Origin of the sequence: Ligilactobacillus animalis KCTC 3501 = DSM 20602, assembly GCF_001434535.1 — a bacterium.
Classification (GTDB): Bacteria; Bacillota; Bacilli; order Lactobacillales; family Lactobacillaceae; genus Ligilactobacillus; species Ligilactobacillus animalis.
In genome coordinates, this window is record NZ_AYYW01000057.1 from 261,037 (window position 1) to 275,224 (window position 14,188).

Genomic DNA, 14,188 nt, shown 5'->3' on the forward strand with positions numbered 1-14,188 from the left:
TACTAGCATTCTCCCCTATTAGGCCACTAATATTGGTTTAGATAAAAATTTAACTTTTGGAAAAGCCTATATTTTAGGCATTTATAGCTGTCAAGCAAAATTACTTTATAGAAAACTATTGCAATCGCGCGCTATCTATGATAATTTTATTTAGTGAATGAGCAAGACCCCTTGCTCCTTAATTCGAGATAAGGGAGGATATAATCATGGCTAAAGATTTTGTAACTGGTCGTAAGACAACTTTTGGTAAGAAGCGTTCCCATGCTTTGAACCAAACAAACCGTAGCTGGAAGCCAAACTTGCAAAAGGTACGCATCTTGGTTGACGGCAAGCCTAAGAAGGTATGGGTTTCAGCTCGTGCTTTGAAATCCGGTAAAGTTACACGCGTCTAATCGAGGCGTTTACAGGCCCCAACTTGAGGGCTTTTTATTTTACCTTAAAAACACATAAAAACTCCCCGTAGGTAGCACTAGGCTATTTACGGGGAGTTTTTATCTACTCAACGATATAAACTTCTTTCCAATTATTAGTAGCACCTGCCGAATTTTGGATCAAACCTTTAACAGTCACATTTATCAACTGCGGTACATTAGTTTGATAAAGCGGCGCCACACCTTGTTGTTCACTTAAGACTTTAGACGCTTGAACTAGATCATCCCAACGCTTCGCTTTATCACTCGCATCAGTCGTTTTGGAAGCTTCGATCAAGCGGTCGTATTCTGCATTTTCCCATTTACCAAAGTTATAAGAATTATCCTTTGTAAAGAGATCTAGGAAACTGATCGGATCAGCAAAATCGGCTGACCAACCACTTAACTGAACATCAAAGTCACCTTTTTCACCACGGGCGATCCGTGTTTTCAATGGTACACTTTGGACTGAAACTTTAACATCAGATAGATTTTCTTCCAGCTGACTTTGGATAAATTCAGCCACTTTCTTTGAAATATCATCATCACTACTCATTAAAGTAAATGATAATTTATCTTGGCCCAATTCAGCCAAACCTTCCTTCAATAATTCCTTGACTTTTTTCTTGTCATAGCTGACACCAGCTGTCGTTTTCGCTGCCTGAGCAAAGTCTTGGCCTTTGTACTCAGCTAGACCTTGAGAAACGATCCCTAGACTTGGTTGCGAACCACCGCCAACGATATTTTTAGCTAATTCTTGGCAATCGACAGCATAGGATAGTGCTTGCCGAATCTTTAAATTCTTAAAACTTTCCTTTGTCTGGTTAAAGTCTAGGTAGGTAGTCCGGGCTTGTTTTAAGGTACTATATGCTGGATCTTTTGCCAATTGCTTAGCCTGTTCATTGCTCAAAGTCGTGTAGTCGAGTTGCTTACTTTGATAGAGATTATACGATGTCGTTGTGCTCTTATTGACCTTAAAGTTGATCGTTTCGAGTTTGACTTTCTTTTTGTCCCAATAATTTGGATTTTTGTTAAGTTTCCAATTCAAGTTAGAACCTGTCCAACCTTCAACTACGAATGGTCCATTATAGACCATGGTTTTAGCCGAAGTTCCATACTCATCACCAAATTTTTCGACTGCTTTTTGATTTTGAGGTAAGAATGGTTCAAAGCCTAATAATAGTTGGAAATATGGGATCGGCTTCTCCAAAGTTACCACTAAGGTATGATCATCTTTAGCTGTGATCCCTAAAGTTTCAGGTTTAGCTTCACCTTTAACGATCGCATCAGCATTTTTGACTCCACTATAGAGATAAGCGTATGGTGAGGCCGTTTTTTGATCAACAGTTCGGCGCCAACCATAAACAAAATCATGCGCGGTCACCTTATCTCCATTAGACCATTTACCATCTTTTCTTAACTTAAAAGTATATGTCAAATTATCATCTGAGACTTCTGTTTGTGTCGCTAATCCTAGTTCGATCTTGCTGTTTTTTCCTAAGCGATATAGCCCCTCCATCGAGTTATTGATGATATCACCACTATAGGCATCCGAGACCTTCGATGGATCAAGCGTTGCCAGTTCAGCTAGATAACTCCAATTCAAGACTTGTTTTGAAGCTACCTACCCTGTAGAATTTGCCTTTTGCTTGTTTGAACAAGCTGTCACTAATAAGCCCGTGGCTGCTAAAGCAAGTGCCCCAGTCACCAATCGTTTAAATTTCATAATACTCCCCCTCATGCTATATATTATTTAACATTAATTAATGTTTTGTTAATTTCAATCTAAAACAAATCAAAAAGCAATATTTTTTTGCAAAAAAATATGATCGCCAAATAATTGACGACCATTATTTCTTTAACTATCTTTACTTTGAATAACACACAACACGCCACTATCAAAGCTAAAACTAGCACTTTCGCCAACAAATTCATTGCTGACATATGCAGTTGGCAGTGAAAGATCTTGCTCAAATAATTGATATTTTTCATCAGGGAGCGTTAGTTTAGTTACCGGTGTTAAGGAAATAAATGAGAGATAACTCATTTCTTCTAACTTAGTTAATGTATAACTTCCAGGTAAATAAAATCGAATTTCATTTTGACAGTCTTTGAAGCAAACTTTAGGCACAAATGTCGGAAAATCTAAACGTAAAACGCTAAATAAATTAGCCAAAAAATGATCACTTCGTCCCCCAGTGGCCCCGTAGACCACGATCTGTTCCGGATGATACCGGCGCTCGATCTCTAACAATGCTACTTCAGTATCGGTATAGTCTTTTTTTGCCGGTAAACTACAGATAGCTTGACTGGCTTCTGTGACTAACTTGACTTGTTCTGCAGTTGCAGAATCAAAATCGCCAACAGCTAATAAGGGCTTGATCTTTGCTTGACATAAGCGGACTGCTCCCATATCAGCTCCGACCCAGCGTTCATTTTTCTTAGCTTGCAAAAGCCCCGGTGGCAGATAATCCACTGGACCTCCGACTAATAAATTTACTTGCATCCTATCTAGCAGCTTCTTTTAACGTTGCGATCTGCATTGCTGGATCTTTTGCGTTAAAAACGTATGAACCAGCAACTGCAACTGTTGCTCCCGCTTGGGCAACTTCTTTGATCGTTTCAGCATTGATCCCACCATCAACTTCGATCTCAAAGTCAAGCCCATGTTCTTTTTTATAAGCTGCTAATTCAGCTACCTTAGCAACTGTTTCAGGGATAAAAGCTTGACCACCAAAACCTGGGTCGACTGTCATGATCAAAACTTGATCGACTAGCGGTAAAATTTCTGCTGCCGCCATAACTGGTGTCCCTGGATTCAAAACAACTTCTGCTTTCAGACCACTAGCTTTGATCTGGCTCAAAACACGATGGATATGCGGTGTGGCTTCTAAATGGACCCCAACGATATCAGCACCTGCATTTTTTAGATCAGTGATATATTTTTCTGGTTCATCGACCATCATATGACAATCAAAAACTAATTCTGAATGCTTGCGCAAAGCCTTTACTACATTAGCTCCAAATGTTAAATTATCGACAAAATGGCCATCCATTATATCGATGTGTAAATATTCAGCGCCTGCCTTTTCTACTACAGAAACATCATCTTTTAAATTTGCAAAATCAGCACTTAAAATTGAAGGTGCAATTTTCATATTAAATTCCTCCGTTATCTATATTTAGGTTTTTGATTTATGATCATATCATGAAACAACTGGTAATTAGCATAGCGACTAGGCATGATCTCTCCCGCCTCGACTGCTGCCTTGACTGCACATTTAGGTTCATTGATGTGCATACATCCCCTGAATTTGCAGTCAGCTTGATGAGCTACTAGATCTGGAAAGAGCGTTGGAAGTTGTTCTTTAGTGATCTCTAATAATTCAAAGGATGAAAAACCAGGCGTATCAGCTAATAGATTATCTCCGATCGGCAAAAGTGAAACTTTACGTGTCGTATGCCGTCCACGACTTAAGGCCTTAGAGATCTCGCCAGTTGCTAGCTCTAAACTGGGCTCTAACTGATTCAAAAGTGTGGACTTGCCCGCACCAGTCTGCCCCATAACAACGATGACTTGATGATGTAAATTTGCTAACATCGTCTCTAACGTCTCCGGTCGAGCTGGCAAGCTGCCCCGATAGACCGGATAAAACTTAGCATAGTAGTTGAGGATCGGATCAAGCTTGGCTTTTTGTTCTTCGGTAAGAAGATCATATTTTGAAAAATACAAAACTGGTGAGACATCATTCGCCTCTAACATCGCTAACTGACGGTCAAGTAAATTACTGGAAAAATCCGGTTGGACACATGCGGTAACTACCAGAGCTGTGTCTAAATTGGCCATTGGTGGTCTGACTAACTGATTTTTTCGCGGATAGATCTCTAAAATATATCCTTCGTCGGCTTTTTGCGCTTTAAACTCTACCCAATCCCCCACCAGCGGAGTTTGCTTTTTTTTGCGAAAATTTCCTCGTGCTCTAGTTCGATACTCTACACCATCAGTAGTGACCACATCATAGTAGCCACTTAAAGATTGTCTGATCTGTCCTTTTGTCAATTACTCTATCACCTTTCATTTCTATTCTACTTCATAGTTGTAGGGAATATTTTCAGTCTTACTACCCAAAGTTATCTCCAAAACATCACCTTCGTGCAAAGGTGTCCCTACTGCTGGCTCTTGGGCGATCACAAACGTAGCTTTCTTCTTTGAACTTGATGTTTTTTTCACAACTAATTCTAAACCACATTCACTTGCATATTCCTTAGCTTCACTCAAAGTATAGCCTGTTAGATCGATCATTCCTTCTAAGTTAGGGCCTTGACTGACTGTAAATGTTACCGTTGTTTTGGCAAAGGCAACTTTCTTTTTAGGTGAGATCGATTGGGCAATTATTTCACCACTTGCTACGCTATCTGAATACTGTTTCTTTTGTTTGACCGTGACCCCTTGAGCTTTCAATTTACGACTAACATCACTAAAATCACGACCACGATAATCGCCAAAAGCTTTTTTAGGTAGCCCCTTAGATAAGATCAGATCGATCTTAGTGCGCTGTTTGACTGTCGTTCCCTTACTTGGAGAGGTAAAGGTCACACAGCCTACATCATAGCGGTCATCGTATTGGTAAGTCACTTTACCTAGACTCAAGCGTTGACTTTCCAATAACTGGACCGCTTCTTTCTTATGCATTCCCTTTAAATTAGGGACCGATACATCTCTTGGAAGCGTATAAACAATCGCCCCAAGAACCACTAGTAACGCTAAGATCACTAGCAACCAAATTTTCAACCGCTTAGGCCGAACTTTCACGGCTTTTTTAGGTTCTGGTGTAATTTGTACCGTCTTAGTTAAGTTTTTATCTTCACGAGCTACCTCATCATAAAAATTAGGTAAGATCTTAGTCTCTTCTTCCACATGTATCCGCGGACGCCAACGTGGCTCAGCTGTTCGTTTTTCATCTAAACAAGTTGCTAGATCAGCTTGCATCTCTTCCACGTTTTGATAACGATCAGCGCAATCTTTAGCAGTAGCATGCAAAACGATATTTTCTAAGGCTTGGGGGATATCTTGCTTAAACGAACGGGGCGATGGCATTTGACTGCGATAATGTTTCAATGCGATCGAAACAGCTGTTTCACCATCATATGGAACGCGCCCTGTCAACATTTCAAACAAAATGATCCCTAATGAATAAATATCAGATTGTTGAGTTATCATGCTGCCCCGCGCTTGTTCGGGTGAGATATAATGAACTGATCCCATCAGCGTATTGGTCTTAGTCATAGTTTCTTCGGCTAAGGCGATCGCGATCCCAAAATCAGTTATTTTAACATTTCCCGCTTCATCTAATAAGATATTTTGGGGCTTTAGATCGCGATGGATGATCCCATGACTATGCGCTTCTTTTACGGCTGACAAGATCTGCTCCATGATCTCGATCACTGTAGCATAGGCTAATGGCTTGTGCTTTTCGATGTAGCGCTTGAGATCCATCCCTTTAACATATTCCATTACCAAATATTGCATACCATGATCTTCACCAACATCGAAAATATCAACGATATGTGGATCATCGAGCTCGATCAGCGAATTGGCTTCACGTTGAAAGCGCCTGATTGCAGCTTTATCGTCGCTTAGATCTAGACGCAAGAGCTTGACTGCCACCTCACGTTCTAAGATCAGATCGTAAGCTAGGTAAACATTAGCCATGCCACCTTCGCCTAAAGAGCGGATGATGCGGTAGCGACCATTGATCGCATAACCGGCTCTCATTTTTCATCGTCCTCCTCATCTGACCAAATTATCAAAACTGTGATATTATCCGAACCTCCAGCTAAATTAGCTTGCTCAACTAGTTTTTCAGCTTTTGCTTGCAAAGACAGTTCGGGCAACTCTAAGATCTGCTTGATCTTTTCATCATCTAACATATTCGTCAAGCCATCCGAACAGAGTAAATACATATCGGTCGGCAATAGCTTTAAAATGCATGAATCGATCTTAGCTTGCTTAGAGACCCCTAACGTCCGTGTAATAATATTCTTGTGCGGATGATGTTTAGCTTCTTCCTTGCTGATCTCACCACGCTTGACTAATTCATTGACATAAGAGTGATCCTCTGTGATCTGCTCAAATTCACCGGCATGTAACAAGTACGCTCGACTATCACCGATATTTGAGATCGCGATCTGGTCGGCAAAGATCATCGCACATACAAGTGTCGTTCCCATTCCAGCTAGATCTTGATATTGATCAGCTCGTTTCAAAATACTATTATTTTCAACGATCACTTGATCTTCGAGCCATTTTATCGCTGCTGTTGCATCACTTAATTCTGTCTGTTCAAATAGGTAGCCGAGGTGAGAAACTGCCATTTCAGAGGCAACTTCCCCACCTAAATGTCCGCCTAAGCCATCTGCTACGATCGCAAAGCTAAAGCCAGCTTTATTTTTAAAAGTTGCGACGCGATCTTCATTGACTTGGCGGACTTGACCAACATCACTTGTATATGCGATCTTCATCTGTTACACCTCAGTTCTTTTAACTAATGTTGCGATATAAAATCCATCCGATAAGTGATCATCAGGATAGATCGTCAAGCCCAGCTCTTGACGGTCGGCTTTGAGCTCAAAAGCCGTTTTGGTTTTGACCTGCTCAAATTCTGGGTGGGCTTTTAGAAACGCCGAGACAGTTTGTTGATTTTCACTGTCTAAGATCGTACAGGTACTATATGTCAGGGTGCCACCGACTTTTAGTAACGGTGCCACCGCATCTAAAATGCTAACTTGGATCCGGTGAAGGTCTAATGAGTCTTGATATTTTTTCTCATACTTGACCTCAGGTTTGCGCCGTAACAGACCGATCCCTGAACAAGGAGCATCTACTAGTATTTTATCAAAACTTTCCTTAGCGAACTCTTCGGACGCCTTGCGTGCATCCATTTGTAAAGCTTTCACTTGCGCCTCAACATGGGCCCGGAGCGCATTTTGTTCTATCAAAGCGACTTTATGCTTATGGATATCCAAGCTAGTAACTTGGCCGGTCTCTAACTGGGCAGCGATCTGCGTAGTCTTTCCGCCTGGTGCTGCACAAGCATCTAAAACTTGGTCACCAGCGTTGATCGCCATCGATTCAACTACCAACATCGCACTTTCATCTTGCACGATCGCTTGACCAGTTTTAAAAGCTTCTGTTGCTGGAATAAAGCCAGTGTTGACTTGCAATGCTAACGGCGTGACTGGACTTTTAGCTACTTCAAGTTTTTCCGCTTCTAACTGCGCCGCTAGGGCCTCAGCTGTCGTTACTTTAGTATTGATACGGACGGTTTGCTTTGGTGCTTGATTGATAGTTTCTAAGATACTTTTAGTTTTAGCTGTACCGACCTCTTTTTGCAACTGCTCGACCAACCACCGCGGTGTACTAGTCGCAATGCTCAAAGCTTCGATCGGATCAGTGATCGCATCTAAGCTCGGTATGCCTTGGCGATCGATTGCATGTAAGATCCCTGTGACAAACTTTCGGACCCCAGCATGCCCCTTAACTTTAGCGATCTCGATCGTTTCATTAAAGACCGCCCGTTTAGGAATATTATCCAAATATATCTGTTGATAAAGCGCCGTTAAAAGCAGTTGTTTGACCCAACTTTGTAATTTATTTGGCCGTTTGATAAAAGGCTTTAAATAATATTCCAAAGTAAGCTTATGTTGGATCACACCATAGACGATATTAGTCAATAAATGGGCATCCCGCTTTGTCAGTTCATTTTGCTTGATCGTTTGATTGAGTGCTAAATTTGAATATGCGCCTTGCTTTTCGACTTTTTCAAGCAATTCAACCGCTAAATAACGTGGTGTCTTATTTATCTTCTTTGCCATCTGAAATTACCTTTTGCCCTACTTTTAGTCCTTGACCAACACCATTTAAATAATCGGTGATCTTTAATTTAGGCTTACCTGCTGGTTGTAAAATTTTGACACTATAAGTCGTATTTTCAGCTGCAGCTAAGATCAGCTCATGTTTTGAAACTTCGACCACTGTCCCAGCTTCAAACTCAGTTGTTTGCGTCAATGGTTCGATCTCCCATAATTTAGTCCGCTTACCTTTGAGATCGGCAAAGTATGCGCCTGGAGCTGGGCGTAATGCACGGATCTTCCAGTCGAGTTCTTTAGCTGTCAGATCTAGACTCAAGCTCTCTTCTGCTGGTTTGATCGTTGGTGAAAAGACGACTTTAGTCTCATCTTGTTCAACTGGTTTGATCTCACCTGCGATCAATTGTGGTAGCATTTCTAGTAAGGTATCGCGCCCTAAGATACTCATCTTTTCAAAAATCGAAGCTGTATCGTCTTTTGGTCCGATCGGCATCTCTTTTTGAGCTAACATTGCGCCCGCATCCATCTGCTTGACCATATAGATGATCGTGACACCTGTCTTATCATCCCCATTCATGATCGCATACTGTACCGGAGCCCCCCCACGGTATTTAGGCAACAAGGAACCGTGAACATTGATCGCGCCGATCTTTGCTGCTTGGATCAGTTTAGTAGGTAAAAATTGACCAAAAGCGGCGGTAATGATCAAATCTGGATGTAGATCAATGATCTCTTGCATCTCAGGACTCCCTGAGATCTTTTCTGGTTGTAAAACCTTGATCCCATGTTTTAAAGCCATTTCTTTGACTGGTGAAGCTGTCAAGACTCGTTTACGTCCTGTATAACGGTCTGGTTGGGTCACGACTGCTTTTACGTCATATCCATTGGTCACTAGACCTTCTAAGATCGGGGCAGCAAATTGTGGTGTCCCCATAAATACTACTGATGTCATTTCACTTATCATCCTCTTTACTTAACATTATAAAAAATTGACTGGTTCACGATCGATCACGACCATGATCCCTTTTTTCTCACCGCTTTGGCTTTGTAAGAGCAAGTCTTGTAAATATTTTTCCAAAGCGGGTTCTTGTTTATATTTTATCACTAATTGGTAATAAAACCGATTCTTGATCTTTAAGATCGAACTTGGCGTTGGCCCTAAAACTAGCGCTTGTGGGCTCAAGCATTGGTCGAGTCCTTTTTTGATCGCAAAGCTTTCTTTAGCAGCTTCTGCCTCACTTTTAGCACTAACTGTGATCTTGATCGTATAGTAATACGGCGGGTAATTGTTCAAATGGCGCAAATTCATCTCATAGAAGAAAAATTGCTCATAATCTTGACGACAGGCTAACTGGATCGCATAATGCTCGGGATTATAAGTCTGAATGACCACTTGGCCGGTCTTATCGGCCCGTCCAGCCCGTCCACTTACCTGGGTCAAAAGTTGAAAAGTCCGTTCACTCGAACGATAATCTGGCAAACTCAAAGATGTATCAGCATTTAAAACTCCAACTAAAGTCACATCGGGGAAGTCTAACCCTTTAGCGATCATTTGTGTTCCTAATAAAATATCAGCTTCATGCGCTCCAAATTTAGCTAATAACCGCTCATGTGCGCCTTTTTTACGTGTTGTATCCACATCCATCCGTAAGATCCTTGCTTCAGGCAATAACTTTTCTAACTCAGCTTGGACTTTTTGAGTTCCGGTCCCATAGTAACGGATCTTTTTGCTATCACAACTCGGACAGCGATTCGGGATCGCTTCTTCATGACCACAATAATGGCATTTCATCGAGTGCGTATCCATGTGTAAGGTCAACGAAACATCACAATTCGGACACTTCAAGACAAAGCCGCAATCGCGACACAAAACAAACGACGAATAGCCACGCCGATTCAACATCAAGACGACCTGTTCTTTTCTAGCTAAACGTTCGGTGATCTGATCAAGCAATATCTGCGAAAAATCTGGAGCAGGCGCTGTTTTGACCGCTTCACGCATATCGACTAAAGTGACCTGTGGCAAAGAGCTACCATTGATCCGTTTAGTTAAATTCAATTGTTGATAAACACCCTTTTGCGCCCGCGCACGCGTCGCTAGATCTGGGGTCGCTGAGCCTAAAACGACGGGACAATTGTGGTATTTTCCACGCCAAAGCGCCACATCCCGGGCTTGATAACGGGGCATATCTTCTTGTTTATAACTCGCTTCATGCTCCTCATCAATAATGATCAGCCCAAGATCATCTAAAGGAGCAAAAATAGCTGAGCGCGCACCAACTACGACTTTGGCTTCCTTGCGCTCGATCCGACGCCATTCATCATAACGTTCTCCATCTGATAACGCACTATGCAACATCGCAACATCTTTGCCGAAACGCTCTTTGACTCTTTGGACCATCTGTGGCGTCAGCGATATTTCTGGTACGAGCATCAAAGCCGAACGTCCTTGGCTCAATGCATGGGCGATCGCTTGCAGATAGACTTCTGTCTTACCACTGCCAGTCACACCTTCCAATAAAAATGTAGTCGCATTTTTAGCTGTTATCGCTTGATCGATCTGTTCGACCGCTCGCTGTTGTTCAGGCGTTAATTGCTTGGGCGTAGTTACTTGGAGCGTTTTATCACCATAGGGATCACGATAGCGTTCTTGCTGAGCTAATTTTAGCCAGCCTTGCTGAGCCGCTTTTTTTAATTGATTTAGACTGACTTGTAAATCTGCTTGTAGCTTTGTTTGCAAAAAACTTTGGTGCGGATTTTGGTATAAAAATTCTAATAACTCCAATTGTTTATGGGCATTTTTCCGCACTTTAGCTTTGAATTGAGTATAATTTTGTTCATCGACCAGTGAAGTCACCACCCCGACTAGCTTAGCTTTAGCCCGATCTTTAACATGATAGACCACTTCTAAATGACCAGCTTGGCGCATTTGTGCTAACTTATTCAATTGTTGTGCCGACAATTTGCTCTCATCAAATTCGATCTCGGATCCTCCAGCAAAAAGTGAGTTCAGTTCTTGCGGTAATTCAACAGCCGAAAGCAAACGTAAACTCTTAGAATAACTCGCACGCATGACATTAGGCAACATCACTTGCAGGCAACGGATCTTAAATGAAAATGTCTTTTGGGCTAACCAATCGGCTAATTGTAAAGCTTCATTATTCAAAACTGGGGCTAAGTCCATTAAACTTGTAACGCGCTTAGGAGCGATCGCAAGCTCATATTCATCAGTCAGACCGACGATAAACCCTTGGATCTGGCGTTCTCCTTTACCAAAAGGAACGATCACTCGCATCCCTACCTGAGCTTGATCCTGTAATTCTTGCGGTAACTCATACGTATAGGGACGATTAGTCTGCATGGCGGGCACATCAACAATAACTTGCGCATAACGTGCCATCAGCTCTCACCTCGTAACTGCAAAGCAGAACTCAAGATCAGATCAGCTAATTGCGTCTTTTTTAGCTTACCCGTAGCTTTAGGTGCGTTTTTTCTTGTCAATAGCCAGGCTTCATTATCGTCAGCCCCAAAGCCGATATCTTTTCGTGAAACATCATTTGCAACTAAGAGATCAGCATTTTTTTGCTGTAACTTTTTAGTTGCATGCGCTAAAAGATCGGTCGTTTCAGCCGCAAAGCCAACCAATACTTGCTCACGCTTTAATTCGCCTAACCGTTTTAAGATATCCGGATTTTTTACGAGCTCTAACTGCCATGTTTCAGCATTTTTCTTGATCTTTTGTTCTGCAACTGTTTTAACGCGATAGTCCGCCACTGCGGCTGCCATGATCACAATATCTTGTTTGGCATAATGGGTGAGCATCGCTTCCTCTAATTCTGCGGCAGTCTGGATCTCATATGTCGTGACCCCTGCTGGTGGCGTTAGTTTAGTCGGGCCAGTGACCAAGGTAACTTCTGCTCCCCGGGCTAAAGCTCGCTTGGCTAAGGCATATCCCATTTTTCCACTCGAACGATTGGCGATATATCTGACTGGATCGATCGCTTCTCGGGTCCCGCCTGCACTTATCAAAACTTTTTTTCCTCTAAGATCTTGTTCGATATTTTCTACGTCAGCGATCCAAGCATAGATAGCTTCTGGTTCGGGCATCCGGCCTTTACCGGCATAACCTTCAGCTAATAGACCATTCACTGGCTCTAAAATTGCAACACCATCGGCCTGTAATCGTGCAATATTGCGCCTTGTTGCAGGATCAGCCCACATTTTATCATTCATGGCAGGCACAACGTATTTAGGCGCTGCCGTCGCTAATAGAGCAGTCGTTACAAAGTCATCAGCTATCCCATTAGCCATTTTAGCGATCACATTAGCTGTAGCTGGTACTACCACAGCTAGATCGGTCCAATCGGCTAACTTGATATGTGGTACAGGTGAATCATTTTCAAAGAGATCGGTATAAACTTCTTGATGGGTCAAGCCCTTAAAAGTTAGTGGTGTAACAAACGCTTGCGCCGCTTTAGTCATTGCGACCTTGACCTTTGCCCCTTGTTTAACGAAGAGTCGCGCCAAAATAGCTGCTTTATAGGCCGCGATCCCACCACTTACATAGAGCGCTATATGTTTTTTCTCCAAAAAATCAGCCCCTTTAATTATCTATACATATTTTAGCACATTCCTCAAATTTAATATTTTTAGTTGTTCAAAAAAAATGAGACCAAGGTCAACCTCAGTCTCACTCTACTATATTAGCCTTCTTCACCTTCAGATTTGATCTTAAGGTCACCGGCAACGATTTCTTCTAAAGCTCGGCCAACACTTTTTACCGATTCATATTCGCTTAACATTGGATGTGCCCCAGCATCAAGTTCATGGGCACGCTTAGATGCAAGCATGATCAAAGAGTAACGTGAATCGACACGTTCTAAAAGTTCATCTACTGATGGATATAAAATCATTGAATATTCTCGACTATATGAATGTGAACAAGTCAAAATAAACTTGTGAAGAATATAGTCTCTTCCTTTCCTAGATTTATTGCGCTATTGCCTCACATTTAAACTTCTTAGCTCTCGACTTAAAGCGGTCAGTCGACCCCTAATTGTTTCTTATAATCAGGCAAGAAACGTTTAACACGCCAACGTTCAGCCCGAATGATCGTTTTGATCTTTTCAGCTGCCTTAGCAACTTCATCGTTTACGACCGCGTAATCGTAATTTTGCATCATTTCGATCTCGTCTTTTGCCTTTTCCATACGCTTATCGATCGTTTCTAGATCATCAGTCCCGCGATTGATGATCCGTTGGCGAAGTTCCATTAGGTCAGGTGGGGTCAAGAAGATGAACAAGCCGTCAGAAACTTTTTCACGTACTTGCATTGCACCTTTGACTTCGATCTCCAAAAAGACATCCTTACCCGCATCAAGCATCTCATTAACGTATTTTAATGGTGTACCATAATAATTGTCAACATATTGAGCATACTCCAACATGCCTCCGTCAGCGATCTCTTTTTCAAACTCTTCTTTTGAAACGAAGTAATAATCTTTACCGTCAACTTCGCCTGGTCGCATTTGTCTAGTCGTCATTGAGATCGAATAGTCAAAGTTGTTTCCTTCTTGTGAAAAGATCTCCTTTCGCACAGTACCCTTCCCCACACCAGAAGGACCTGAAAGGACGATCAACATTCCTCTTTTAGCCATGCGCTTTATAACTCCTCAATTTATAAGTTTATATACCATTGTGCACTTTTTTAAGGCTTTTTTCAAGTCGTCATGTCCATTTTTACAGATTTTAATTAAATTTTCTCAAAAAAATCTAGGGCTTTTCATGTCATGAGCATTCCCCTAATCAAGAACCACTTATTGTATATATGGTACCACTTCCAAAATTCCTAATTCTGCTATATAAAATGTAGAACAATATAGAAGTTTAAGTACATTCTTCTACATTGTT

General features: G+C 41.7%; 12 protein-coding genes and 1 pseudogene. 1 reads left to right on the forward strand and 12 read right to left on the reverse strand.

The annotated features are described in order from the left end of the window. Nucleotides 1-206: 206 nt before the first annotated feature. Nucleotides 207-392: a 50S ribosomal protein L28 gene (gene rpmB, locus FC30_RS09160; protein ID WP_004047397.1), complete on the forward strand. Its 186-nt coding sequence runs from the start codon at nucleotides 207-209 to the stop codon at nucleotides 390-392. A gap of 103 nt (nucleotides 393-495) precedes the next feature. On the opposite strand, the pseudogene FC30_RS09165 reads toward rpmB, so the two are convergent. The 12 genes and pseudogenes from FC30_RS09165 to gmk all read right to left on the reverse strand — a co-directional run bounded on the left by FC30_RS09165 (nucleotide 496) and on the right by gmk (nucleotide 13,935). Next, nucleotides 496-2,136, reverse strand: a pseudogene (locus FC30_RS09165) (peptide ABC transporter substrate-binding protein). A gap of 132 nt (nucleotides 2,137-2,268) precedes the next feature. Beyond that, nucleotides 2,269-2,916, reverse strand: a complete 648-nt coding sequence (locus tag FC30_RS09170; protein WP_010688884.1) for a thiamine diphosphokinase — start codon at nucleotides 2,914-2,916, stop codon at nucleotides 2,269-2,271. Between the two features lies 1 nt (nucleotide 2,917). Then, nucleotides 2,918-3,568 carry a ribulose-phosphate 3-epimerase gene (gene rpe, locus FC30_RS09175; protein WP_010688882.1) on the reverse strand — a complete coding sequence of 217 codons (651 nt, stop codon included), beginning with the start codon at nucleotides 3,566-3,568 and terminating at the stop codon, nucleotides 2,918-2,920. A gap of 14 nt (nucleotides 3,569-3,582) precedes the next feature. Next, nucleotides 3,583-4,470: a ribosome small subunit-dependent GTPase A gene (rsgA, locus tag FC30_RS09180; RefSeq protein WP_010688881.1), complete on the reverse strand. Its 888-nt coding sequence runs from the start codon at nucleotides 4,468-4,470 to the stop codon at nucleotides 3,583-3,585. Nucleotides 4,471-4,491: 21 nt separating this feature from the next. Further along, entirely contained in the window at nucleotides 4,492-6,186 is a 1,695-nt protein-coding gene (pknB, locus tag FC30_RS09185; protein WP_010688879.1) for a Stk1 family PASTA domain-containing Ser/Thr kinase, read from the reverse strand. Continuing rightward, complete coding sequence (locus tag FC30_RS09190; protein ID WP_010688877.1) at nucleotides 6,183-6,932, reverse strand: Stp1/IreP family PP2C-type Ser/Thr phosphatase; 750 nt, start codon at nucleotides 6,930-6,932, stop codon at nucleotides 6,183-6,185. The genes pknB and FC30_RS09190 overlap by 4 nt, the downstream gene beginning before the upstream one ends. A gap of 3 nt (nucleotides 6,933-6,935) precedes the next feature. Next, on the reverse strand, nucleotides 6,936-8,285 hold the full coding sequence (gene rsmB, locus FC30_RS09195) for a 16S rRNA (cytosine(967)-C(5))-methyltransferase RsmB (protein WP_010688876.1): 1,350 nt from the start codon (nucleotides 8,283-8,285) through the stop codon (nucleotides 6,936-6,938). Continuing rightward, nucleotides 8,266-9,231 carry a methionyl-tRNA formyltransferase gene (fmt, locus tag FC30_RS09200; RefSeq protein WP_010688874.1) on the reverse strand — a complete coding sequence of 322 codons (966 nt, stop codon included), beginning with the start codon at nucleotides 9,229-9,231 and terminating at the stop codon, nucleotides 8,266-8,268. Before fmt ends, rsmB begins: the two co-directional genes overlap by 20 nt. A gap of 27 nt (nucleotides 9,232-9,258) precedes the next feature. Then, nucleotides 9,259-11,679, reverse strand: coding sequence for a primosomal protein N' (gene priA / locus FC30_RS09205; protein ID WP_010688873.1), 2,421 nt, complete (start codon nucleotides 11,677-11,679; stop codon nucleotides 9,259-9,261). Further along, nucleotides 11,679-12,869, reverse strand: a complete 1,191-nt coding sequence (gene coaBC, locus FC30_RS09210) for a bifunctional phosphopantothenoylcysteine decarboxylase/phosphopantothenate--cysteine ligase CoaBC (RefSeq protein WP_010688872.1) — start codon at nucleotides 12,867-12,869, stop codon at nucleotides 11,679-11,681. The genes priA and coaBC overlap by 1 nt, the downstream gene beginning before the upstream one ends. A 113-nt stretch (nucleotides 12,870-12,982) precedes the next feature. Further along, nucleotides 12,983-13,192 carry a DNA-directed RNA polymerase subunit omega gene (gene rpoZ / locus FC30_RS09215; RefSeq protein WP_004047376.1) on the reverse strand — a complete coding sequence of 70 codons (210 nt, stop codon included), beginning with the start codon at nucleotides 13,190-13,192 and terminating at the stop codon, nucleotides 12,983-12,985. A gap of 128 nt (nucleotides 13,193-13,320) precedes the next feature. Then, entirely contained in the window at nucleotides 13,321-13,935 is a 615-nt protein-coding gene (gene gmk / locus FC30_RS09220; RefSeq protein ID WP_010688870.1) for a guanylate kinase, read from the reverse strand. Nucleotides 13,936-14,188: the final 253 nt, after the last annotated feature.